Source organism: Nocardia sp. NPDC060249 (genome assembly GCF_042728755.1).
Classification (GTDB): Bacteria; Actinomycetota; Actinomycetes; order Mycobacteriales; family Mycobacteriaceae; genus Nocardia.
In genome coordinates, this window is sequence record NZ_JBHXAQ010000008.1 from 172,949 (window position 1) to 193,629 (window position 20,681).

18 protein-coding genes are annotated in these 20,681 nt (G+C 68.2%); 10 read left to right on the forward strand and 8 right to left on the reverse strand.

All coding sequences use genetic code 11. The features are described 5' to 3' along the window. Positions 1 to 19 precede the first annotated feature (19 nt). A complete protein-coding gene (fabG, locus tag ACFWFP_RS26085; protein WP_379299210.1) occupies positions 20 to 778 on the forward strand; it encodes a 3-oxoacyl-ACP reductase FabG in 759 nt (252 codons plus the stop codon). Positions 779 to 785: 7 nt separating this feature from the next. On the opposite strand, the gene ACFWFP_RS26090 is transcribed toward fabG, so the two are convergent. The 3 genes from ACFWFP_RS26090 to ACFWFP_RS26100 all read right to left on the reverse strand — a co-directional run bounded on the left by ACFWFP_RS26090 (position 786) and on the right by ACFWFP_RS26100 (position 4,605). After that, positions 786 to 1,145 (reverse strand): hypothetical protein, encoded by a 360-nt coding sequence (locus tag ACFWFP_RS26090; RefSeq protein ID WP_379299212.1) that lies wholly within the window; start codon positions 1,143 to 1,145, stop codon positions 786 to 788. Positions 1,146 to 1,288: 143 nt separating this feature from the next. Further along, a complete protein-coding gene (locus ACFWFP_RS26095) occupies positions 1,289 to 2,092 on the reverse strand; it encodes a metallophosphoesterase (RefSeq protein WP_379299214.1) in 804 nt (267 codons plus the stop codon). 44 nt (positions 2,093 to 2,136) lie between these two features. Further along, complete coding sequence (locus ACFWFP_RS26100; RefSeq protein ID WP_379299216.1) at positions 2,137 to 4,605, reverse strand: phosphoketolase; 2,469 nt, start codon at positions 4,603 to 4,605, stop codon at positions 2,137 to 2,139. Between the two features lie 162 nt (positions 4,606 to 4,767). Between ACFWFP_RS26100 and ACFWFP_RS26105 the strand changes: the two genes are divergently transcribed. The 5 genes from ACFWFP_RS26105 to clpX all read left to right on the forward strand — a co-directional run bounded on the left by ACFWFP_RS26105 (position 4,768) and on the right by clpX (position 9,892). Continuing rightward, positions 4,768 to 5,316, forward strand: coding sequence for an FKBP-type peptidyl-prolyl cis-trans isomerase (locus tag ACFWFP_RS26105; protein ID WP_379299218.1), 549 nt, complete (start codon positions 4,768 to 4,770; stop codon positions 5,314 to 5,316). A gap of 160 nt (positions 5,317 to 5,476) precedes the next feature. Continuing rightward, positions 5,477 to 6,841 (forward strand): trigger factor, encoded by a 1,365-nt coding sequence (gene tig, locus ACFWFP_RS26110; RefSeq protein ID WP_379299220.1) that lies wholly within the window; start codon positions 5,477 to 5,479, stop codon positions 6,839 to 6,841. A 245-nt stretch (positions 6,842 to 7,086) separates the two neighbouring features. Beyond that, positions 7,087 to 7,662 (forward strand): ATP-dependent Clp protease proteolytic subunit, encoded by a 576-nt coding sequence (locus ACFWFP_RS26115; RefSeq protein WP_067456898.1) that lies wholly within the window; start codon positions 7,087 to 7,089, stop codon positions 7,660 to 7,662. Between the two features lie 42 nt (positions 7,663 to 7,704). Then, positions 7,705 to 8,370 (forward strand): ATP-dependent Clp protease proteolytic subunit, encoded by a 666-nt coding sequence (locus ACFWFP_RS26120; protein ID WP_379299222.1) that lies wholly within the window; start codon positions 7,705 to 7,707, stop codon positions 8,368 to 8,370. A 241-nt stretch (positions 8,371 to 8,611) separates the two neighbouring features. After that, positions 8,612 to 9,892: an ATP-dependent Clp protease ATP-binding subunit ClpX gene (gene clpX / locus ACFWFP_RS26125; RefSeq protein ID WP_378629984.1), complete on the forward strand. Its 1,281-nt coding sequence runs from the start codon at positions 8,612 to 8,614 to the stop codon at positions 9,890 to 9,892. A gap of 67 nt (positions 9,893 to 9,959) precedes the next feature. On the opposite strand, the gene ACFWFP_RS26130 is transcribed toward clpX, so the two are convergent. Next, positions 9,960 to 10,775 (reverse strand): hypothetical protein, encoded by an 816-nt coding sequence (locus ACFWFP_RS26130; RefSeq protein WP_379299224.1) that lies wholly within the window; start codon positions 10,773 to 10,775, stop codon positions 9,960 to 9,962. Between the two features lie 475 nt (positions 10,776 to 11,250). Here ACFWFP_RS26130 and mihF point away from each other — a divergent pair, with 475 nt between their 5' ends. Beyond that, entirely contained in the window at positions 11,251 to 11,565 is a 315-nt protein-coding gene (mihF, locus tag ACFWFP_RS26135) for an integration host factor, actinobacterial type (protein WP_019045768.1), read from the forward strand. Positions 11,566 to 11,643: 78 nt separating this feature from the next. On the opposite strand, the gene ACFWFP_RS26140 is transcribed toward mihF, so the two are convergent. Beyond that, positions 11,644 to 12,858, reverse strand: coding sequence for an FHA domain-containing protein (locus tag ACFWFP_RS26140; RefSeq protein WP_379299226.1), 1,215 nt, complete (start codon positions 12,856 to 12,858; stop codon positions 11,644 to 11,646). Between the two features lie 180 nt (positions 12,859 to 13,038). On the opposite strand from ACFWFP_RS26140, the gene ACFWFP_RS26145 reads away from it, so the two are divergent. Next, complete coding sequence (locus ACFWFP_RS26145; protein ID WP_379299228.1) at positions 13,039 to 14,112, forward strand: GNAT family N-acetyltransferase; 1,074 nt, start codon at positions 13,039 to 13,041, stop codon at positions 14,110 to 14,112. Between the two features lie 846 nt (positions 14,113 to 14,958). On the opposite strand, the gene ACFWFP_RS26150 is transcribed toward ACFWFP_RS26145, so the two are convergent. Both ACFWFP_RS26150 and ACFWFP_RS26155 read right to left on the reverse strand, forming a co-directional pair. Further along, entirely contained in the window at positions 14,959 to 16,518 is a 1,560-nt protein-coding gene (locus ACFWFP_RS26150; protein ID WP_379299230.1) for a glycerol-3-phosphate dehydrogenase/oxidase, read from the reverse strand. Further along, entirely contained in the window at positions 16,518 to 17,126 is a 609-nt protein-coding gene (locus tag ACFWFP_RS26155) for a TetR/AcrR family transcriptional regulator (RefSeq protein ID WP_379299232.1), read from the reverse strand. Before ACFWFP_RS26155 ends, ACFWFP_RS26150 begins: the two co-directional genes overlap by 1 nt. Positions 17,127 to 17,322: 196 nt before the next feature. Here ACFWFP_RS26155 and ACFWFP_RS26160 point away from each other — a divergent pair, with 196 nt between their 5' ends. Together ACFWFP_RS26160 and ACFWFP_RS26165 are read left to right on the forward strand one after the other, a co-directional pair. Further along, positions 17,323 to 18,951 carry an FAD-binding oxidoreductase gene (locus ACFWFP_RS26160; RefSeq protein ID WP_379299234.1) on the forward strand — a complete coding sequence of 543 codons (1,629 nt, stop codon included), beginning with the start codon at positions 17,323 to 17,325 and terminating at the stop codon, positions 18,949 to 18,951. Next, a complete protein-coding gene (locus ACFWFP_RS26165; protein ID WP_379299236.1) occupies positions 18,948 to 19,895 on the forward strand; it encodes a diacylglycerol kinase family protein in 948 nt (315 codons plus the stop codon). The genes ACFWFP_RS26160 and ACFWFP_RS26165 overlap by 4 nt, the downstream gene beginning before the upstream one ends. Here the strand turns inward: ACFWFP_RS26165 and ACFWFP_RS26170 are convergent, their stop codons facing one another. Continuing rightward, positions 19,896 to 20,588 (reverse strand): AAA family ATPase, encoded by a 693-nt coding sequence (locus ACFWFP_RS26170; RefSeq protein WP_379299238.1) that lies wholly within the window; start codon positions 20,586 to 20,588, stop codon positions 19,896 to 19,898. It abuts the gene before it with no gap. Between the last annotated feature and the right edge of the window lie 93 nt (positions 20,589 to 20,681).

The window sequence follows — 20,681 nt, forward strand, 5'->3', positions numbered from 1 at the left end:
TCAGGCTTGTAGGAGACGGATGCCCACGCAACGCAAGGTCGCGATCGTCACCGGAGCCGCCCGTGGTATCGGCGCCGCGGTGGCCACGAAGCTCGCCACCGACGGATACGCCGTCGCTGTCCTCGATCTCGACGAAGCCGCCTGCGCGGGCACCGTCGCCGCCATCGAGGCCGCCGGGGGCGCAGCGCTCGCGGTCGGTGCCGACGTGGCCGACGAAGCGGCCGTCGCCGCCGCGGTGGAGCGGATCGCCACCGAGCTCGGCGCGCCGACCGTCCTGGTCAACAACGCGGGCGTGCTGCGCGACAACCTGCTGTTCAAGATGTCGGTCGACGACTGGGACACCGTCATGAACGTGCACCTGCGCGGCGCCTTCCTGATGACCCGCGCCGTGCAGAAGTACATGGTGGAGGCGAAGTTCGGGCGCATCGTCAACCTGTCGAGCACCTCGGCACTCGGCAACCGCGGCCAGGCCAACTACTCCGCGGCAAAGGCGGGCATGCAGGGGTTCACCAAGACTCTCGCCTTCGAACTCGGCAAATTCGGCGTCACCGCCAACGCGATCGCGCCCGGTTTCATCGAAACCGAGATGACCGCGGCCACCGCCGCCCGGGTCGGTGCCGACTTCGAGGCATTCAAGGCCGCCGCGGCCGCGCAGATCCCGGTGAACCGGGTCGGCACGCCCGAAGACATCGCCAACACCGCCGCGTTCTTCGTGAGCGAGGGCGCCGGCTTCGTCTCTGGCCAGGTCATCTACGTGGCCGGCGGCCCGAAGGACTGAACCTCGCTCAGGCGCAGCCGAACCGGAAGTCCGCCCGCGCCGGGGCGCCCGCGGCCACGATGACCCGCACCGGCTCGGTGACGGCCAACCCGCAACCGCCGGGCACGGTCACCACCCTCGCCTCGTAACACCCCGTGGGCAGCGCCACCGTGGCGCGCCCGTCGGCCCCGCTGACCAGCGTCGCGACCACCTGCTTCGCATCGCACGGCGTCACCTCGATGTCGGCTCGATTCACCGGTATCGGCTCCCGGCCGGTGAAGGTCCACGCGGTCAGCGTCCCCGTCCCCTGCGGTGCTGGATCGGCGGTCGCGACACCGCTGACCATGAGCGGAGCGAGTACGGACAGAGCGAAGAATGTACGGCGCATGAACCTCTCCTCGTCGATGAGTCGGGTCGTCCGCTGCTGATGGTAGGCCCATCGGGGTGGGAATCCGCACGTCACACCCTGGTTCGGCGTTGACGATTCAGCGACGATCCCGGTACCCGGCGTTGCGGTCGGCCTCGACCGGCTCAGTCGGGCACCGGGGTGATGCCCGCGCGTTCGCTCCAGACCTGCTCGGCGGGCACGGAGATCGTGGTCATCTCGGGGTAGCGCAGGGCGGAGAGGGTGCCGCCGAAGACGGCGCCGGTGTCGAGGCAGAGGGTGTTGTTGACCCAGTTCAAGGCGTGGACGGGGGTGTGGCCGTAGAGGACGGTGGGGGTGCCCCGGTAGTCCTTGGCCCAGTCGTAGCGGACGGGGTAGCCGTGTTCGTCGAGCTCACCGGTGGGAGCGCCGTAGAGGGCGAAGGAGCGGGCTCGGCCGGAGGTGCTGCCGTGCAGGCTTTCAGGCAGACCCGCGTGGGCCACGACGAGCTTGCCGCCGTCGAGGAGGTAGTGGCTCGGCAGGGTGGCGAGGAAAGCGTGTGCGGCCGTGCGGAATTGGGGATCTTCGTCGGCCAGCTGGGACAGCGACTGTTCGAGGCCGTGCGCGACGCGGACATTGCGGCCGTCGAGGGCGCGCATCAGCTTGTGATCGTGGTTGCCGGTGACGCACAGGGCGGTTCTCGCGGCCACCATTCCCATCACCAGGCGCAGTACGCCGGGGGTGTCGGGGCCCCGGTCGACGAGGTCGCCGACGAAGACCACGGTGCGATCGCCGGGGTGGGTGGCACCGATCGGGCGGCCACGGTCGTCGCGGTGGAGGGCGTAGCCGAGTTCACCGAGCAGGGTCTCCAATTCGGCGCGGCAGCCGTGGACGTCGCCGATCACGTCGAACGGTCCGGTCAGATCGCGGCGATCGCGGGGGAGGAGGTCGGTGCGGCGGGATTCGGTCATATCCGTTCCATCGTCGTGCAGGGCGGGCCCGCGCCGCAACCGCGTTACCGCGCGGTGGGGATCGCCGCGTCGGGCCAGACCCAGTCGGCCACCACCGGGATGTCGGCGCCCTGTTCGCGAGTCCAGCGGCGCGCGATCAACCGGGCGTCGACGATCTCCTGGCGCAGACCCGCCGCCCGCTCACGCAGTCCGGGTACCCGGTCGATCACATCGAGCACCAGATGGAAGCGGTCCAGATCGTTGAGCATCACCATGTCGAAGGGTGTGGTGGTGGTGCCTTTCTCCTTGTAACCGCGCACGTGCAGGTTGGCGTGGTTGGTGCGGCTGTAGGTGAGCCGGTGCACCAGCCACGGGTAGCCGTGGAAGGCGAAGATCACCGGGCGGTCGGTGGTGAACAGGGCGTCGAACTCGGCGTCGGGCAGGCCGTGCGGGTGCTCGCCGTCGGGCAGCATGCGCATCAGGTCGACGACATTGATGAACCGAATCCGTAAGTCCGGCAGCCGGTCTCGCAGGATCGCCACCGCCGCCAGAGTCTCCAGGGTCGGCACATCGCCGGCGCACCCGAGTACGACATCGGGCGTGGTGCCGGGGTCGTCGTTGTGGCACGCCCACTCCCAGATCCCGAGGCCGCGGGTGCAGTGCAGCCCCGCCTCCTCGGCCGAAAGCCAATCCGGCCCCGGCTGTTTGCCCGCCACGACCACATTGGCGTAGTGCAGCGACCGCAGGCAGTGGTCATAGGTCGAGAGCAGGGTATTGGCATCCGGCGGCAGATACACGCGCACGATATCGGGGCTCTTGTTCGCCACCACGTCAAGGAAACCGGGATCCTGATGGGTGAACCCGTTGTGGTCCTGACGCCACACATGCGAGGTGAGCAGGTAGTTCAGGCTGGGGATCTTGCGCCGCCACGGCACCGCCGAGCTGGCATCGAGCCATTTGGCGTGCTGATTGAACATGGCGTCGACGATGTGGATGAACGCCTCGTAGCAGGTGAAGACGCCGTGGCGGCCGGTCAGCAGGTATCCCTCCAGCAGGCCCTCGCACATGTGCTCCGACAGCACCTCGACGGCGCGACCGGCCGTCGACAGATCCACATCCCAGCGCCCGACTTCTTCCTGCCAATCGCGCCCGGTCACCTCGAGAATGTCCTGCAACCGATTGCTGACCAGTTCGTCGGGGGCGAAGGTGAGGAAGTTGTGCCGATTGCGGGCGGTGACATCGCGCAGCCAGCTGCCGAGGACCCTGGTGGCCTCGTGCTGCCCCGCGCCGGGCGACACGACGTCGACGCAGTAGTCGCGCCAGTCGGGGAGGTCGAGATCGCGAATCAGCAAGCCGCCGTTGGCCACCGGGTTCAGACTCATCGGATTCTCCGGCACCTGCTCTAGCAGGGCGGGCACCGGCGACCCGGCCTGGTCGAACAACTCCTCCGGCCGATACGACCGCAACCACAGCTCCAGCACCCGCCGGTGCTCGGAGTCGGTGCGGGCGTTGGGCAACGGCACCTGATGGGCACGAAACGTGCCCTCGACCCGTTCGCCGTCGACCACCGGGGGGCAGGTCCAGCCCTTCGGCGTGTGCATCACGATCATCGGCCAGCGCGGACGATTCGTGTCCCCGTCGTCGCGGGCCGCCCGCTGGAACCGCGCGATCCGGTCCATGCAGGTGTTCATGGCGGTGGCCATCGCCTGGTGGACCGGCGCGGGGTCGTTGCCGGAGACGATCAGCGGTTCGTAGCCGTAGCCGCGCAGCAGCTCGATCAGTTCTTCCTCGGGAATGCGGGCGAGGATCGTCGGATTGGCGATCTTGTACTCGTTGAGCGCGAGAATCGGCACCACCGCGCCGTCGCGCGCCGCGTTGAGGAATTTGTTCGCGTGCCAGCTGCCCGCCAGCGGACCGGTCTCGGCTTCGCCGTCGCCGACCACGCAGAACACGACGAGATCGGGGTTGTCCAGGGCGGCGCCGTAAGCGTGCAGCAGGCAGTAACCGAGCTCACCGCCCTCGTGGAACGATCCCGGCGTCTCCGGCGCGCAGTGGCTCGGCACACCGCCGGGGAACGAGAACCGGTGGAAGAATCGGCGCATGCCGTCGACGTCGCGGGGGATGTCCGGCTCGAGTTGGGCGTAGGCGTCCTCGAGCCACGCGCAGGCGTTGGGGCCCGGTCCGCCGTGACCGGGGCCCGCGACGTAGACCGCGTTCAGGCCGCGGTCCCGGATCACCCGATTGGCATGAGCCCACACCAGATTCAGGCCGGGCACGGTGCCGAAATGGCCGAGCAGGCGCGGCTTGATGTCGTCGGGGACCAGTGGGGTGCGCAGCAGCGGATTGCCCATCAGATAGATCTGGCCGACCGCGAGATAGTTCGACGCCCGCCACCACGTGTCGACCGCGACGAGTTCCTCGCGCGAGAGCGGACCGGGCGCGTCGGTGAGGACGTAGGGCTTCGGGGCGATGGTCTCGCCCTGACCGACCCCCATATTGTCCGCCGCGGTGTCGCTCGCGGTGGTTTCGGTCATCGCGGACTCCTCGAACTCGATGAGGTCACGGCGCCGTCCGCGCCGCGGGGGCCTGCACGGGCGCCGATCGAGGACCGGCGACACCGGTGGAGAAACGCACCGCCGAGCCTACCGTCGTGCCGGTTCCCGGCGCCGCAACGACGGTCGATTACTGTGCGGGCCATGCATTCTCTCGGCAGGATCATCGGAATCGGACTCGTCGCGGCCGCCGCGATCACGACAGCGGCTTGCGGCTCCGACACGGAGTCGAGCAGCGCGCCGAGCTCGAGCGTGGCCGGCGGGAGCACCGCGAGCAAGGGTCGCGAATGCACCGCCGACGACGTGAAAGTCAGCGGTGGTTACGGCGAAGCGCCCAAGATCACCATCCCCGACAGCTGCGACCCGCCCAAGACCCTGATCACCAAGGATCTGGTGGTGGGCAGCGGGCCGGGCGCGGTGGCCGGGCAGCCGCTGACCATGAACTACGAGCTGGTCGCCTGGTCGGACAAGCAGGTACTGGACAGCTCCTTCCAGCGCGGCAAGCCGTTCGGGCTCACCCTCGGCGCGGGCCAGGTCATCCAGGGCTGGGACGAGGGCCTGATCGGTGTGCAGCAGGGCACGCGCAGGCTGCTGATCGTGCCGCCGAACCTGGGCTACGGCGAAGGCGGCAACGGTGTGCCGCCGAATGAGACGTTGGTCTTCGTGACCGACGCCGTGCAGGTGGGCCGGTAGCGGCACCCTCAACCAAACACCGATTGCGCGGCCGCGCGGGCGGTCAACTACCCTGGTCGGGATGCGCATTGTGCGCCGCACCTGGCTTAGCCGTGCCTGACTATGGCGCGTCGCCCCCTGTGGGGACACCACCATGAACTACGAACCAAGGAGTATGTCCGTGAAGAGCACCGTCGAGCAGCTGAGCCCGACCCGGGTCCGGATCAACGTCGAGGTGCCCTTCGAGGAGCTGAAGCCCGACTTCGACAAGGCCTACAAGGCGCTGGCGCAGCAGGTCAAGATCCCCGGCTTCCGTCCCGGCAAGGCTCCGGCCAAGCTGATCGAGACCCGTGTCGGCCGTGGCGCCGTGCTCGAGCAGGTCGTCAACGACGCACTGCCGAACAAGTACGCCGAGGCCATCCAGACCTCGGAGGTCAAGGTCATCGGCCAGCCCGAGATCGAGATCACCAAGATCGAAGACGGCGCAGAGCTGGCGTTCACCGCCGAGGTCGACGTGCGCCCCGAGATCGCCCTGCCCGACTACTCGGGCATCGAGGTGACTGTCGATTCCTTCACCATCGGTGACGACGACATCGAGGAGCAGCTCACCTCGCTGCGTCAGCGCTTCGGCACCCTCACCGGTGTCGAGCGTGCCGTGGCCGACGGCGACTTCGTGTCGATCGACCTGTCGGCCACCGTCGACGGTGACGATGTCCCCGAGGCGGCCACCACCGGGCTGTCGCACGAGGTCGGTTCGGGTCAGCTGATCGAGGGCCTCGACGAGGCCGTCATCGGCCTGAAGGCCGGCGAGACCGCCGAGTTCACCTCCACCCTGGTGGCGGGCGACCACGCGGGCAAGGAAGCCGTGATCACCGTGACCGTGCAGTCGGTCAAGGAGCGCGAGCTGCCCGAGGCCGACGACGAGTTCGCCCAGCTGGCCAGCGAGTTCGACACCATCGACGAGCTCAAGGAAGACCTGAAGGGCCGCGTCGAGCGCGTCAAGAAGGTCGAGCAGGCCGGTTCGATCCGTGACAAGGTGCTCGACACCCTGCTCGAGACCGTCGAGGTCCCGCTGCCCGAGGCCGTCGTCAAGGCCGAGGTCGACGCCGTGGTCCACGACGCCGTCCACGGTTTCGACCACGACGAGGCGAAGCTGGCCGAGGCGCTCGAGGCGCAGGGCTCCTCCCGCGAGGAGTTCGACAAGGACACCCAGGAAGCCGCCGAGAAGTCGGTGAAGACCCAGCTGCTGCTCGACGCCATCGCCGAGGCCGAGAACACCCAGGTCGGCCAGCAGGAGCTGACCGAGCGGATCCTGTTCCAGGCCCAGCGTTACGGCATGTCGCCGGAGCAGTTCATCCAGCAGGTGCAGCAGGCGGGCCAGCTGGGCGCGGTCTTCGCCGATGTGCGACGCGGCAAGGCGCTGGCCGGAGTTGTCGGTCAGGTGAAGGTCACCGACTCCGACGGCAATGTGGTCGACACCACCGAAATGTTCGGTGACCCTGCGGAATCCGCTGAAATCGAGCTCGACGAAGCCGCTGCTGAGTAGGTTTCGGCGGCGTGATTTGATTGCGCACGTGAGGGAGCGCAGCGAGCGAACCAACGCTGCAGTGCGCCTCGCGCAGAGTGAAATCGAGCGCAGCGAGATTGCGCTCTGAGCGAAGAAGGGCGGTACCGGGAGTTCGGTGCCGCCCTGCTTCGTTAGTGTTTGTGACGACGAACCGTATTCGTATGGCCGTAGCAATCGGTGAGAAGAGAAGGCAGGTATCCGTGACGATCAACCAGGCAGGGGTCATGACAGCCGCTACCGCTGGACTCAACCTCAGTGATTCCGTATACGAACGGCTGCTTCGCGAGCGCATCATCTTCCTGGGCACCCAGGTCGACGATGAGATCGCGAACAAGATCTGCGCGCAGATCCTGCTGCTCTCGGCCGAGGACGCGACGAAGGACATCGCGCTCTACATCAACTCGCCCGGTGGCTCGGTCACCGCGGGCATGGCCATCTACGACACGATGCAGTTCGCCGAGTGCGACATCAAGACCGTCGCGATGGGTCTGGCCGCATCGATGGGACAGTTCCTGCTCACCGCGGGTACCAAGGGCAAGCGTTTCGCGTTGCCGCACACCCGGATCATGATGCACCAGCCGTCGGCGGGCATCGGTGGTTCGGCGGCCGATATCGCGATCATGGCCGAGCAGTTCGCCCACACCAAGCGTGAGCTCAACGAACTGCAGTCGCTGCACACCGGCAAGTCGGTGGAGCAGGTGACCGAGGACGCGGACCGCGACCGCTGGTTCACGGCGAAGGAAGCCCTGGAATACGGCTTCATCGACCACGTGGTCACGCACGCGAACCAGGCGAAGTAACGCCGCCGTCCCCCCTCACTCGAGACAAGCTTGGAGATAAAGATGGCCAACCTCTTCGACCCGCGCGCCGGCCACGGCGGCTCCGGTGCGAGCCTGCCCCAGTCGCGCTACATCCTGCCGCAGTTCACCGAGCAGACTTCGTTCGGCGTCAAGACTTCCGACCCGTACAACAAGCTGTTCGAGGAGCGCATCATCTTCCTGGGTAACCAGGTCGACGATGTCTCGGCCAACGACATCATGGCGCAGCTGCTGGTGCTGGAGTCCCAGGATCCCGACCGCGACATCACCATGTACATCAACTCGCCCGGTGGTTCGTTCACCGCGCTGATGGCGATCTACGACACCATGCAGTACGTGCGCCCGGACGTGGTCACGGTCTGCCTGGGTCAGGCCGCCTCGGCCGCCGCGGTGCTGCTGGCCGCCGGCGCCCCCGGCAAGCGTGCCGCACTGCCCAACGCGCGCATCCTGATCCACCAGCCGTCCTCCGGCGGTGTGCAGGGTCAGGTGTCGGACCTCGAGATCGCCGCGGCCGAGATCGAGCGGATGCGCCGCCTGATGGAAGTCACCATCTCGCGCCACACCGGCAAGCCCGAGGAGCAGGTCCGCAAGGACACCGATCGCGACAAGATCCTGACCGCCGAGGAAGCCAAGGACTACGGCATCATCGACCAGGTCTTCGACTACCGCAAGCTCAGCGGACAGAAGTGACACGCCCGGGCCCGCTGTCCTGATCTGGGCGGCGGGCCCGGCTTTTTCCTCCGCGGTGGCTCACAATGGTGAGGACCCGCACAGCACTAGTGACAAACATGCGCGAGTTGTCGACCTCATTCGCGCACAACAGGTACGGTCGACTCAGGGACCATTGCTCTGATTGACGGCACCGAGACGTATTTCCGGCCCAATCGGGGGACGACGGTCGCACTCGGACAAGGAAGTAGGGACCTACGAGATGGCGCGCATCGGAGACGGCGGCGATCTGCTGAAGTGCTCGTTCTGCGGAAAGAGCCAGAAGCAGGTCAAGAAGCTCATCGCGGGCCCTGGGGTGTATATCTGCGACGAGTGCATCGACCTGTGCAACGAGATCATCGAAGAAGAGCTGGCCGAGTCGAGCGAAGTGAAGCTCGACGAGTTGCCCAAGCCTTCGGAGATCCGGGATTTCCTCGAGAACTATGTGATCGGCCAGGACACCGCCAAGCGGACCCTCGCCGTCGCGGTCTACAACCACTACAAGCGCATCCAGGCGGGCGACAAGGGCCGCGACAGCCGCGGTGAGGCCGTCGAGCTGATGAAGTCGAACATCCTGATGCTCGGCCCCACCGGTTGCGGCAAGACCTACCTCGCGCAGACCCTGGCCAAGATGCTGAACGTGCCGTTCGCCATCGCCGACGCCACCGCGCTCACCGAGGCGGGCTATGTCGGTGAGGACGTCGAGAACATCCTGCTGAAGCTGATCCAGGCCGCCGACTACGACGTCAAGCGCGCCGAGACCGGCATCATCTACATCGACGAGGTCGACAAGATCGCCCGCAAGAGCGAGAACCCGTCGATCACCCGCGATGTGTCGGGCGAGGGTGTGCAGCAGGCGCTGCTGAAGATCCTGGAGGGCACCCAGGCGAGTGTGCCGCCGCAGGGCGGCCGCAAGCACCCGCACCAGGAGTTCATCCAGATCGACACCACCAACGTGCTGTTCATCGTGGCGGGCGCGTTCGCTGGTCTGGAGAAGATCATCTCCGACCGCACCGGTCACCGTGGCATCGGCTTCGGCGCCGAGGTGCGCTCCAAGGCCGAGGTCGACACCGACGACCACTTCGCCGACGTGATGCCCGAGGATCTGATCAAGTTCGGTCTGATCCCCGAGTTCATCGGCCGCCTGCCCATCGTCGCCTCGGTGACGAACCTGGACAAGGAATCGCTGGTCACTATTCTCTCCGAGCCGAAGAACGCACTGGTCAAGCAGTACGTTCGCCTGTTCGAGATGGACGGCGTCGACCTCGAGTTCACCGCCGACGCCCTCGAGGCGATCGCCGATCAGGCGATCCTGCGCGGCACCGGTGCACGCGGCCTGCGCGCCATCATGGAAGAGGTCCTGCTGCCGGTGATGTACGACATCCCCGGCCGTGACGACGTCGCCAAGGTGGTCGTGAACGCCGACACCGTCATCGACAACGTTCTCCCGACGATCGTGCCGCGCAAGGCACAGCGTCCGGAGCGTCGCGAGAAGTCGGCGTAACAAACCAACGGCAAAGGGCCCCTTCGGATCTGATCCGGAGGGGCCCTTCGCTGTGTGCAGGCGGAGGCTAGGTGACGGCCGGGTTGCCCAGGCTCGGCGCGGCCAGGAGATCGTCGGCGTCGTCGGCCGGGATCTCCGCGCTGGCACGGACGATCGCGGTGCTGTAGCGGGCGCTGGCGGCGTTGTGGATGAGTAGTGCAACACCGATCATCACCGGGGCCACCGCGTGCACAGCGGCGTCGTACCAGTGCTGTGCGCTCAGGTGTGGATAGGTGTTGAGGGCGATGGTCAGCGTGAGCAGGAACAGCTCGGCGATCAGCACCTGGTTGCGGTTGCCCATCACGCCCCACTCGGCCACCCGGGTGGTGCCGATCATGATGATGATCAGGCACACGCTGATCATCGCCTCCAGGCCGAAACTGGCCCAGTAGAGCGGATCGGTGGGTCCGCCGGGGGCGATGTTGTGCTGGACGTTCACCGCCGACCACAGCATGCCCGTGATCACCACGCCGGCCAGGGCCCGCAGCGACCAGGTGCGGTGCTGATAGAGCGAGGCGAGGCGAGCGCGCGGGTTGGACTCGCGCCGTTGCGCGGCGATGGCCTTGCGGGCCAGCATCAGATCCGACATCTCGGCGCGCTCGAGCTCCGCGGTGGTGTCACGCAGGCGGTCGGCGTGCGAGGAGGCGGCCTTGATGTGCTTCCAGCGCTGATCGCGCTCGTAGGTGCGGATCTTTTCGGCGAGTTCGCGCTCGGCGCGCAACTCGTCTTCGGACAGCGCGTCGGTCAGTGCCGGGTCGGACTGATAGGCGATGCGCTGCCTGGCCCGTTCCACCCGTACGGGTAGAGCGGTGACCTCGTGGTCGAGCGGGTGTTCCTCGCGCATCGCAACTCCAGGTAGCAAAAGGGTTCGCCGGGTCGCGTCATTGTTGCGCATCGAGCGGGAGGAGAACACCCGCGGGCCCGAATTGCTCGACCCGCAGGCGCTGAAAATGTCTGGCGCACAACTGTGTAGCTGTCGATGTGGCAGCACGGGAGACGGTGACGACCGTTCGGAAACGGGTCGCGCCCGGGCCGAGGAGCTTCGTTGATCCTCCGTGGTTCGCCGTTGAACCTTGATCCCGTAAAAGTGCTTCTGATGATGTGTCGTTGCTGGTCACCGCGGTGTTACGCCGGCCACAACCGCCCGTCATTTCGTCCGTTTGGTCCGTCTTGGGCGGCCCTTCACTGAATACGACGGGTTCGGCAAGCAAAACTCATCGGCGTATCCTCGCGGTGTGTCGGACTGGTGCTGCCGATTTCGTGCTGTTTACTCGGTCCGTCAATCAGATGTTCGAGTGACGAGTGGAAGCGGAGGAGACATGGCACTGCCTACGATGACCGCCGAACAGCGCACCGAGGCGTTGGCCAAAGCGGCTGCCGTGCGCAAGGCGCGCTCGGAACTGATCGGCAAGGTGAAGGAGGGCAAGGTCACCGTCGCCGATCTGCTCAAGAAAGCCGACAGCGACGATCTGGTGAAAAAGACCAAGGTCGCTGCCGTGATCAAGGCACTTCCGGGCGTTGGTCCGGTCAAGGCCGCCAAGCTGATGGATCAGGCCGAGATTCCCGAGGATCGCCGCATCGGCGGCCTGGGTGCTCGTCAGCGCGCGGCCCTGCTCGACGCCCTCGAGGCCTGAGCCGATTCGCGATCCGACGCCCGTGGAGCTGGACGCACGGGCGTCGGGATGGTCTGTGAGTGATACGCAGTAGGTGATTTACACGCAGTAGGTCAGCAGGAAGTCGTTGATCCGCAGGCGCCATCCCGGTTGCAACTCGATCGGGAGGGTGCCGACGCGAGACCAGCGTTCGCTGTCGGGGGCAGCGAAGAAGGTTCCGGAGGTCGCGGGGGCCTCGCGGACGAACACCTTGCCACGGTCGGGGGCGACGAAGGCATGGACCCGCGAGACGAGCCGATCCCGTTCGATCAATATCGGCGTCGCCGCGGAAGCGCGCACCGATTCCTCACCCGAGGGGTTGCGGCCGAGGACGTAGGGCCGATCCAAGGGGTAGCTCAGCCCGTCTTCGGTGACCAGGGCGCCGCGCGAGCCGCTGTGGGGCGCCGCACCCTTGCTCAGGGCGACCGGTTCGGCGCGCTTGGCGGCATCGAGTGCTTGCGACCAGGCGCGGGGCGCGTTGGCGGCGGGCGAGTTGCGCGGGCCGGTGCTCACGGTGACGCCGTCGGAGTTGCTCGGTCCGGTGCCCGCGACGTCGCCGGTGGCCGGTCGGCTGCCGGTGTTCACCGTCTCGCTGTCGGGTCGGCCCGCGTCAAGCGGGAAGCCCGAGGTCGCGGGTTGGTCGGGCGTCGGTGCGGGGAATCCCGCGGTGGCCGGGAGGGCGTCGCCGGTGTCGGTGGGTCGCGCGGTCGGTGGGCGCAGAGCCTGGAAGCCGGTGGCCTCTGTCGGTGCGGGCTCGTCGACGGATTCGACCCGGCGCGGCGGGGGATTGCGGCGCCTGCCCAGGTTGAGCACGAAGCCGTTGCCGGTGACGATCCCCGCGCGCAGGTCGGTGCGGGGATTGGCACTGGTGGGGTCGGCCATCTCGGCGCCGACCGCGATCCGGCGGACAGGTTCGCGGATGATCTCGTCGACCCAGGTGAAGGCTCGGTCGCCGGCGAGGCGGCGGTTGCCCTCCGCACCCGAGATCTCGGCGATCACCGCGCCGCGCAACAGGATCAGCATCCCGTCGGCGGTCGGGGCGAGCACGCCGAAAGGTGGTGGGGCAGAAGCGCCGCCGAACACCACGCCCGCCAGGCGCTGCGCCAGCGCCGCACCGGGGGCGCTCGCCGCGGTGCTGTTGGCGACAGTTTCCACCGCACCGAGTAACCGGTCGGTCGACGGTGTCTCCCCGGCCAGATAGACGACGACATCGCCGAATCGAGCGACGATCCCGGTCCCCGGCACAATGGCCACGGTGGACGAATGCGCGTGCATCGACGCCTCCTTGTCGGACTGGCCTTCACCGCTGCCTCGGCCGACCCCGCTGTGCGGCAGACCGCGACCTTGGTCTCCGCCGCCAGCATAGAGGGACGGACGCCCGGGGATAAGGTCCGAAGGCGAATTTCGAACAGTGTTCGTACCAAACGATGTTCGTCGGCCGCGTAGGATCGGCGCATGAACGCCGCACCCGTCAGTCGCCGGGCCAGACCGGCGAAGGTCCCGTTGAGCCGCGATCTCGTGGTCGAGACCGGATTGCGTCTCCTCGACACCGAAGGCTCGGCCGCGCTCACCATGCGCCGGGTCGCCAAGGAACTCGACACCGGCGCCGCGTCGCTGTACGTCTACGTCGCCCATCGCGACGACCTGCTGACCGGCATGCTCGACCACGTCCTGTCCCAGGTCCAGGTCCCCACCGAGGGTGACTGGCGTGCCAGGCTGACCCAGCTGGCCGAGTCCGCTATCGAGGCTCTCGGCCGCCACGACGGTCTCGCGCTCGTCGCCTTCGGCCGATTCCCGGCCACCGAACACGCCCTCGGCCTGATCGAGCAGTTGCACACTCTCCTGCGCGACGGTGGCCTCGACCCCGCGACCGCGACCTGGGCCGTCGACCTGATCTACCGGCACATCGCCGCCGAGTCCGTGCAGCGCACCGCCGGTGACGTCCGCGCGCGCTGGGCCCTGCGCGCGCTGCTCAACGGGATCATCGCCACCCCGGCGGCCGGTGGACCTGCCCGGCTCGCGCGCGAGGACGAGATCGCGGCGCTGCAGGAGATCGAGCGGCGGGCCGGTGCGCCGTTCGCCGAGGTGGGCATGACCGCGGTCGCCGAGGACGAGCCGCCCTCGCGAGAGGTGTTGCGGGCCTTCGTCGTCGAGGAGCGGGCGTGGGTGTGGCCGGACGACAACGATCAGCCGGTCGGCTACCTGGTGCTCGGGCTGGTCGACGGGCGGCCGCATATCGACCAGGTTTCCGTCGACCCGGCCTACGCGGGTGCGCGGATCGGTAAGCGGCTGATCGACCACGCGGTCGGGTGGTCTCGGAGCAAGGGACTCGAGGAGATCACGCTCACCACGTTCACTCAGGTTCCGTGGAACGGTCCGTATTACGAACGTCTCGGGTTCACTTACATTCCGCCGGCTGACGAAACTCCTGGGTTGCGGGCGATACGTGCCAGTGAGATCGCTCATGGGCTCGACGAATGGCCGCGGGCTTGTATGGGGGCTGAGCTGGCTGGTTGGCGAAGTGGCTGAGTTGGTTGGAGAAGTGGCTGAGCTGGTTGGAGTAGTGGCTGAGCTGGTTGGAGTAGTGGCTGAGTTGGTTGGGGAAGTGGCTGATCAGGGGTTCTGGTAGTCCCAGGACGGTTTGACGCTGTGTTTATTGGCGCGCTGGCGCGCGCGTGTCCGCGGCCCGGCCGCGGACCGGCCACTTCGTGGCCGTCCCTCCCTAGGGGTCGGGAGTGCGGGGGCTGGGTTGGGTGGGTTGTTGAAGTCGGGGACAGGCTGGGTGTACGCGCGGTGGGTTGTTGAAGTCGGGGACAGGCTGGGTGTGCGCGCGGTGGGTTGTTGAAGTCGGGGACAGGCTGGGTGTGCGCGCGGTGGGTTGTTGAAGTCGGGGACAGGCTGGGTGTGCGCGCGGTCGGTTGTGAAGTCGGGGACAGGCTGGGTGTACGCCCGGTGGATTGTTGAAGTCGGGGACAGGCTGGGTGTACGCCCGGTGGATTGTTGAAGTCGGGGACAGGCTGGGTGTACGCGCGGTCGGTTGTGAAGTCGGGGACAGGCTGGGTGTACGCGCGGTCGGTTGTGAAGTCGGGGACAGGCTGGGTGTACGCCCGGTGGATTGTTGAAGTCGGGGACAGGCTGGGTGTACGCGCGGTGGGTTGTTGAAGTCGGGGACTGGCTGGGTGTGAGCGGTGTGGTTGTTGAAGTAGGGACGGGCTGGGTGTGTGCGGTGGGTTGTGAAGGAGGGGACAGGCGGGGTGTGTGCGGTGTGGTTTGACGAGGGGAGTGGCTGGGGTGCGCGCGGTGGTTGTTGGAGACGGGGACGGGGTTGGGTGGACCGTGTGGTTGGGAGTGCGGTCGGGGGTAGGTCTTGGTTGATCAGGTGGTGATGGCGGCGTGTCTGGTGAAGGCGGCTTCGGCGGCGGGGGTTGCGGCTTCGCGGTCGGTGGGGACCAGGCCGATGCGGGTGCGGCGGTCCAACAGGTCGTCGATGGTGAGGGCGGCCTCGTGGGTGATGGCGAAGTCGAATTCGGCTGCGGTGACGTCGATTCCGGGGGCGACCGGCTCGGCTAGGGCGGGATCGGCCAGCCAGGCGGACACGATCTGGCTCGCCTCGCTGCCGTAGCGCTCGATGAGGACCGGTGGGGCGTCGATGCGGTCGCGGGCGGCACCGGCGACCGCGCCGACCAGGGGGATCCGGGTGGTGCGGCACGGGGTGGCTGGGAGCGCGGCCTGGGCGACCGCGGCGTCGACGGCGTCCTGGGCCATCTGGCGGTAGGTGGTGAGCTTGCCGCCGACGACGGTGATCAGGCCGTCGGGAGAGCTGAGGACGGCATGTTCGCGGGAAATGTCGGCGGTGCTGTCGTCGGCGGTCTTGAGCAGCGGGCGCAGGCCGGCGAACCGGCCGCGGATATCGGCGCGGGTCAACGGCTCCCGCAGCGCGGTGTTGATGGTGTCGAGCAGGAAGTCGATCTCGGCCTCGGTGGGCTGTGGCTCGTCGGGGATCGGGCCCGGCGCGTCCTCGTCGGTGAGACCGAGGTACACGCGGCCGTGCGCGGCGGGCAGTGCGAAGACGAACCGGCTGATACTGCCTGGCACCGGAACCGTCAGTGCGGCGCTGAGCCCACCGAACGCCGCGGCGTCGAAGACGAGATGGGTGCCGCGGCTGGGCCGCAGTTCGATGCTGTGGTCGACCTCGCCCGCCCAGACACCGGTCGCGTTCACGACCGCGCGCGCCCGAACCGTCAACGTCTCGCCGGTCAGCGTGTCGCGCAGCTGGACCGAATCGCCGGTCGCCGCAACGGCATCCATACGCGTGAGCACCGTCGCGCCGTGCGCGGCCGCCGTGCGAGCCAGGGCGACAACCAAGCGCGCGTCGTCGACGAGCTGACCGTCCCACGCCTGCAATCCACCGCGCAGCCCGTCGCGTCGTACGGTCGGCGCCAAGCGCAGGGCCTCGGCGGCGGCCACCCGGCGCGAGCGTGGCAGCGTGTCGACGGAGGTGTGCGCGGCGATCCGGAGCGCGTCACCGGCGGCGAAGCCCGCGCGGATGAGTGAGCTCTGGCCCAGCTTGATGCCGGGCAGCAGCGGAACGAGTTGGGGGAGTGGGCGCACCAGGTGTGGTGCGGTGGTGCGCAACAGGATGCCGCGTTCGACCGCGCTCTCGTGCGCGATCCCGACCCGTCCGCTCGCCAGATAGCGCAGCCCACCGTGCACCAGCTTCGAACTCCAGCGGCTGGTGCCGAAGGCGAAGTCGTTGCGCTCCACCAGGATCGTGCGCAGTCCGCGCGCGGCGGCGTCGAGGGCGACGCCGGTTCCGGTCACGCCGCCGCCGATCACCACCACGTCGACCTCGGGGTTCTCGCCCAGTGCGGTGAGATCGGCGGTGCGGCGTGCCGCGTTCAGGGTGGCACCGGAAGCGGGGAAGTCAGCAGGCATCAGGAGTCCTTATCGGGTAGCGGGAGCAGATAACCCTCGATAGCCCTGGACAACTCGGCGTCGAACTCCGTACCGGCCAGCATCGACTCCACCGTGCCCGCCGACTGCACCGCCGACTGGGTGATGAGCAGCAGCATGGTGGCCATGTGCTCGGCATCACCCGCCCGGATCGACCCGTCTCGGTGCCCGAGCTCGATCACGGTCGCGAACAGCCCGATCAGCGTGCGCTGATTGCGGCCGAGCCGACCGAACACATAGGTGAGCATCAGGTCGGTGTCGGTGCGGAAGATCTTGGCGAACACCGCGTTCGACCGAATCGCCGCCGAGCCCGTCACGATGCCGTGGACCAGCCGATCCCGGCCGAGGCCGGTATCGGGCATGGTCTCGGCGACGATGGTGCGCAGTTCACGCACCAGCAGTTCGGCGATCAGCGATCCGGTGTCGGGCCAGCGGCGGTAGACCGTCGGCCTGCTCACCCCGGCCCGCCGCGCCACCTCGGTGAGGGTGGTTCGGCGCACGCCGAAATCGACGACGCAAGCCCGCGTGGCATCGAGAATCGCCACGTCGGTGGGCGAAAGCTGGTCAGCCTGGGTCGCGAGATCGATCATCGTGCTTCACCGCCGGTGGGTTCGGTGGCGCCGGGACAGCAGCGCCGTGGTCGGGCTGGAACCGCCCAAGGGTATCGAGCGGACCAGCGGGGTTGCCGTCGCGAAGGGTCGGTAGTGACATCCGACAGCGGTAGGGATGTCGACTCTGGGACATATCGTTGATTACTGCTTGACACTATATGTCATTATGTAACGCATGGTCGAGACGCAACACGAACAATCCGGGTCCGCCACCGTGGCGCCGAGCATGGTGTGGGACGCCTGGGGCGTAGCCGCCGGTCACCAGCCGCTGTCGGCGCAGATCCGTGGCCTGCTCGCGCAGGTGTTCGGGATCTCGGGTGAGCCGGCCGTGCGCCGCGACGAGAACGAGGTGCCGCTGATCCCCACCACGCTCACGGCCGTCGATCGGGCGGGCCTGGCGGCCATCGTCGGTGACGAACATCTCACCACCACCGATCTCGACCGGCTGCGCCACGCGGGCGGCAAGAGCACCCCCGACCTGCTGCGCCGACGCGCGAACACACCGCAGGACGCGCCCGACGCCGTCGTCTTCCCTGCCGATCACCCGCAGGTCCTCGCGCTGCTCGAGTACTGCGCCGCACACGGCGTCGCCGTCGTGCCGTTCGGTGGCGGAACCAGCGTGGTCGGTGGTGTCGATCCCGTGCGCGGGCAGTTCGGCACCGTGATCGCGCTCGATCTACGCAGGCTCGACACGCTCACCGCGGTCGATCCGGCCAGCGGCACCGCCACCCTCGGCGCCGGACTCACCGGTCCGCAGGCCGAGGAGTTGCTCGGTGCGCACGGACTCTCGCTCGGGCACTTCCCGCAGAGCTTCGAATTCGCCAGTATCGGCGGGTTCGCCGCGACCAGGTCGTCGGGTCAGGCGTCGGCGGGCTACGGCCGGTTCGACGACATGGTCGAACGCCTGGTGATCGCCACCCCGCAGGGCACCCTCGACCTCGGCCGGGCGCCCGCGTCGGCAGCCGGACCCGACCTGCGCGAGTTGTTCGTCGGATCCGAAGGCGCGCTCGGCATCATCACCTCGGTCACCGTGCGGGTGCATCCCGTGCCGGAAACCGTGGGCTACCAAGCCTGGTCGTTCCCGGACTTCGCGACCGGCGCCGCCGCACTGCGCAGCGTGGTGCAGGCCGGCGCCGCGCCGACGGTGATGCGGCTGTCCGACGAGGCCGAAACGGGTCTGAATCTGGCTCGTTCCGCCGATGTCGGCGGCCATCCGGTATCGGGCTGTCTCGCCATCACCACCTTCGAAGGCAGCAGGGCCCATGTCGCGGCCCGATCCGCCGAGGCGAGCGAGCTGCTCGCCACCGGGGGCGGCACCGCGCTCGGCGAGGCGCCGGCCCAGCAGTGGGAGCACGGCCGGTTCGCCGCGCCCTACATGCGTGACGCGCTGCTCGACGTCGGCGTGCTATGCGAGACCCTCGAAACCGCCACCAGCTGGGCCAATCTGGCGAATCTCAAGGTGAAGGTCACCGGCGCGCTGATGGACGCGCTCGGTGCGCAGGGCACGCCCGCGCTGGTCATGTGCCACATCTCGCACACCTATCCGACCGGGGCGTCGCTGTATTTCACCGTCGTCGCCAAGCAGCTCGATGATCCGATCGCGCAGTGGCGCATCGCCAAATCCGCCGCGAGCGACGCGATGGTCGCCGCGGGCGGCACCATCACCCATCACCACGCCGTCGGCGCCGACCACCGGCCGTGGATGGGCGCCGAGATCGGTGACCTGGGCGTTCGGGTGCTGCGTGCGGTGAAGCGCGAACTCGACCCCACCGGCGTGCTCAACCCTGGGAAGCTGGTGCCGTGAGCGAACATTCGGTGCGGCGCGTCGTCGTTGTCACGAACCCGCATTCCGGGTCGGGCCGGGGCGACGACGTCGCCGAGGCGGTGCTGACCGAACTGCTGGCGCGCGGAGTCGAGGTGGTCGAGGTGCGGGCGCCGAGTGCGGACGAGTCGGTGACGCAGGTCAGGACACTGGTCGCCGGTGCGGGCAGGCCGGATGCGGTGATCTGCGTCGGCGGTGACGGGCTGATGAACGTGCTGCTGGCCGCCCTCGCGCACAGCGGGGTGCCGCTCGGGCTGGTGCCCGCGGGTACCGGCAACGACCTGGCGCGCGAATTCGGGATACCGACCGGTGACCCCCGAGCTGCCGTCGAGATCGTGCTGGGTGGTCGAGCCCGGACCATCGATCTGGGGCGGATCGAATCGGCGGACGCCGCACCGACCTGGTTCGCGACCGTGGTCGGCACCGGGTTCGACGCGCGCGTCACCTTGCGCGCCAACAGGATGCGCTATCCCCGTGGCCCGCTGCGCTACACCGCGGCCGCGGTCGCCGAGCTGATGCGCGGCTACACACTGCCGTTCCGGATCGAGCTGTCCGTCCTCGCGCCCGGTGCGCTCGACAATCCGCCCGACTCGCACGTGGTGATCCTCACCGACGCGGTGATGGCGCCGATCGGCAACACCCGCACCTACGGCGGCGGGATGCTGGTGTGTCCGGAAGCACTCGCCGACGACGGCTATCTCGACATCACGGTGGTCGGCGCGGTCTCGCGGCTGGAGATGGCGCGGCTGCTGCCCGCGTTGTCGGCGGGCAAACGAATCGACCATCCGGCGACCAAGCGCTATCGGGCCCGCCGGATCACGGTCAGCGCCGAGGGCGGCTACGCCACGGCCGATGGCGAGCCGGCGGGGATGCTGCCGGTGACGGTGCAGGCGATGCCGGGGGCGCTGAGCGTGCTGGTGCCCTGATCAGGCCGGGTCGAAGGCGACGCGGGATACCGCGTGCAGCGTCGAACGGTCGATGATCACCACCGAGGTCGAGGACAGCGGTTGCGGGTCCGGCGCGAGGGTGGTGTCGCGGGCTCCGAGGGAGTCCATCATCGCTTCCCAGCGGCGGCAGTGTCCCGTGAAGGCCAGGCTGTTGACGCTTCTGCCTCGACTGATCTGACCCGATCTGGCCTGCTCCGCGGGTACATCGATGAGCACCATGTGCAGTTCGCGGCGGCCCTGTGCGGTCCAGCGGGTGATCAGGCGACGGCTCCAGCGGAAGGTCGCGCAGTCGTGGATGGCGACCGGTCCGTCGCTGTCGAGCAGCGCGTCGCGGATCGCGCGGTAGTGCGCGAGGTGGACCAGCGGCCGCCACAGGGAGTACGGCGCCCAGCCCAGGCGGTGACGCAGGCGATTGCGGGTGTGATTCGAGTCGAGGACAAGGGCGCCGGAGGCGGTCCGCACCGGATGCTCGGCGTCGGGCCCCGACCCGAAGAAGCGGTGTAACGCGGTGGACTTGCCCGCGCCGGGGACACCGGCGAAGACCAGGACGGTGGTGCTCGGGTAGCGCAGTTCTTCGACCGCGCTCGCGCGCAGGTCCACCAGGGCGATCGGGGTGATGATCCTCGGTGCCGATGCGGGAACGGGAGACGAGGAATCGAGCGGGGGCGTCACCCTCTCCAGGGTCCGGTAAAACGGACAAAACGGCAATCCGGGGTTACCCGGATATTCGGCGGGAGGATTGGGAGACAACGGTTTCCGCGTGTC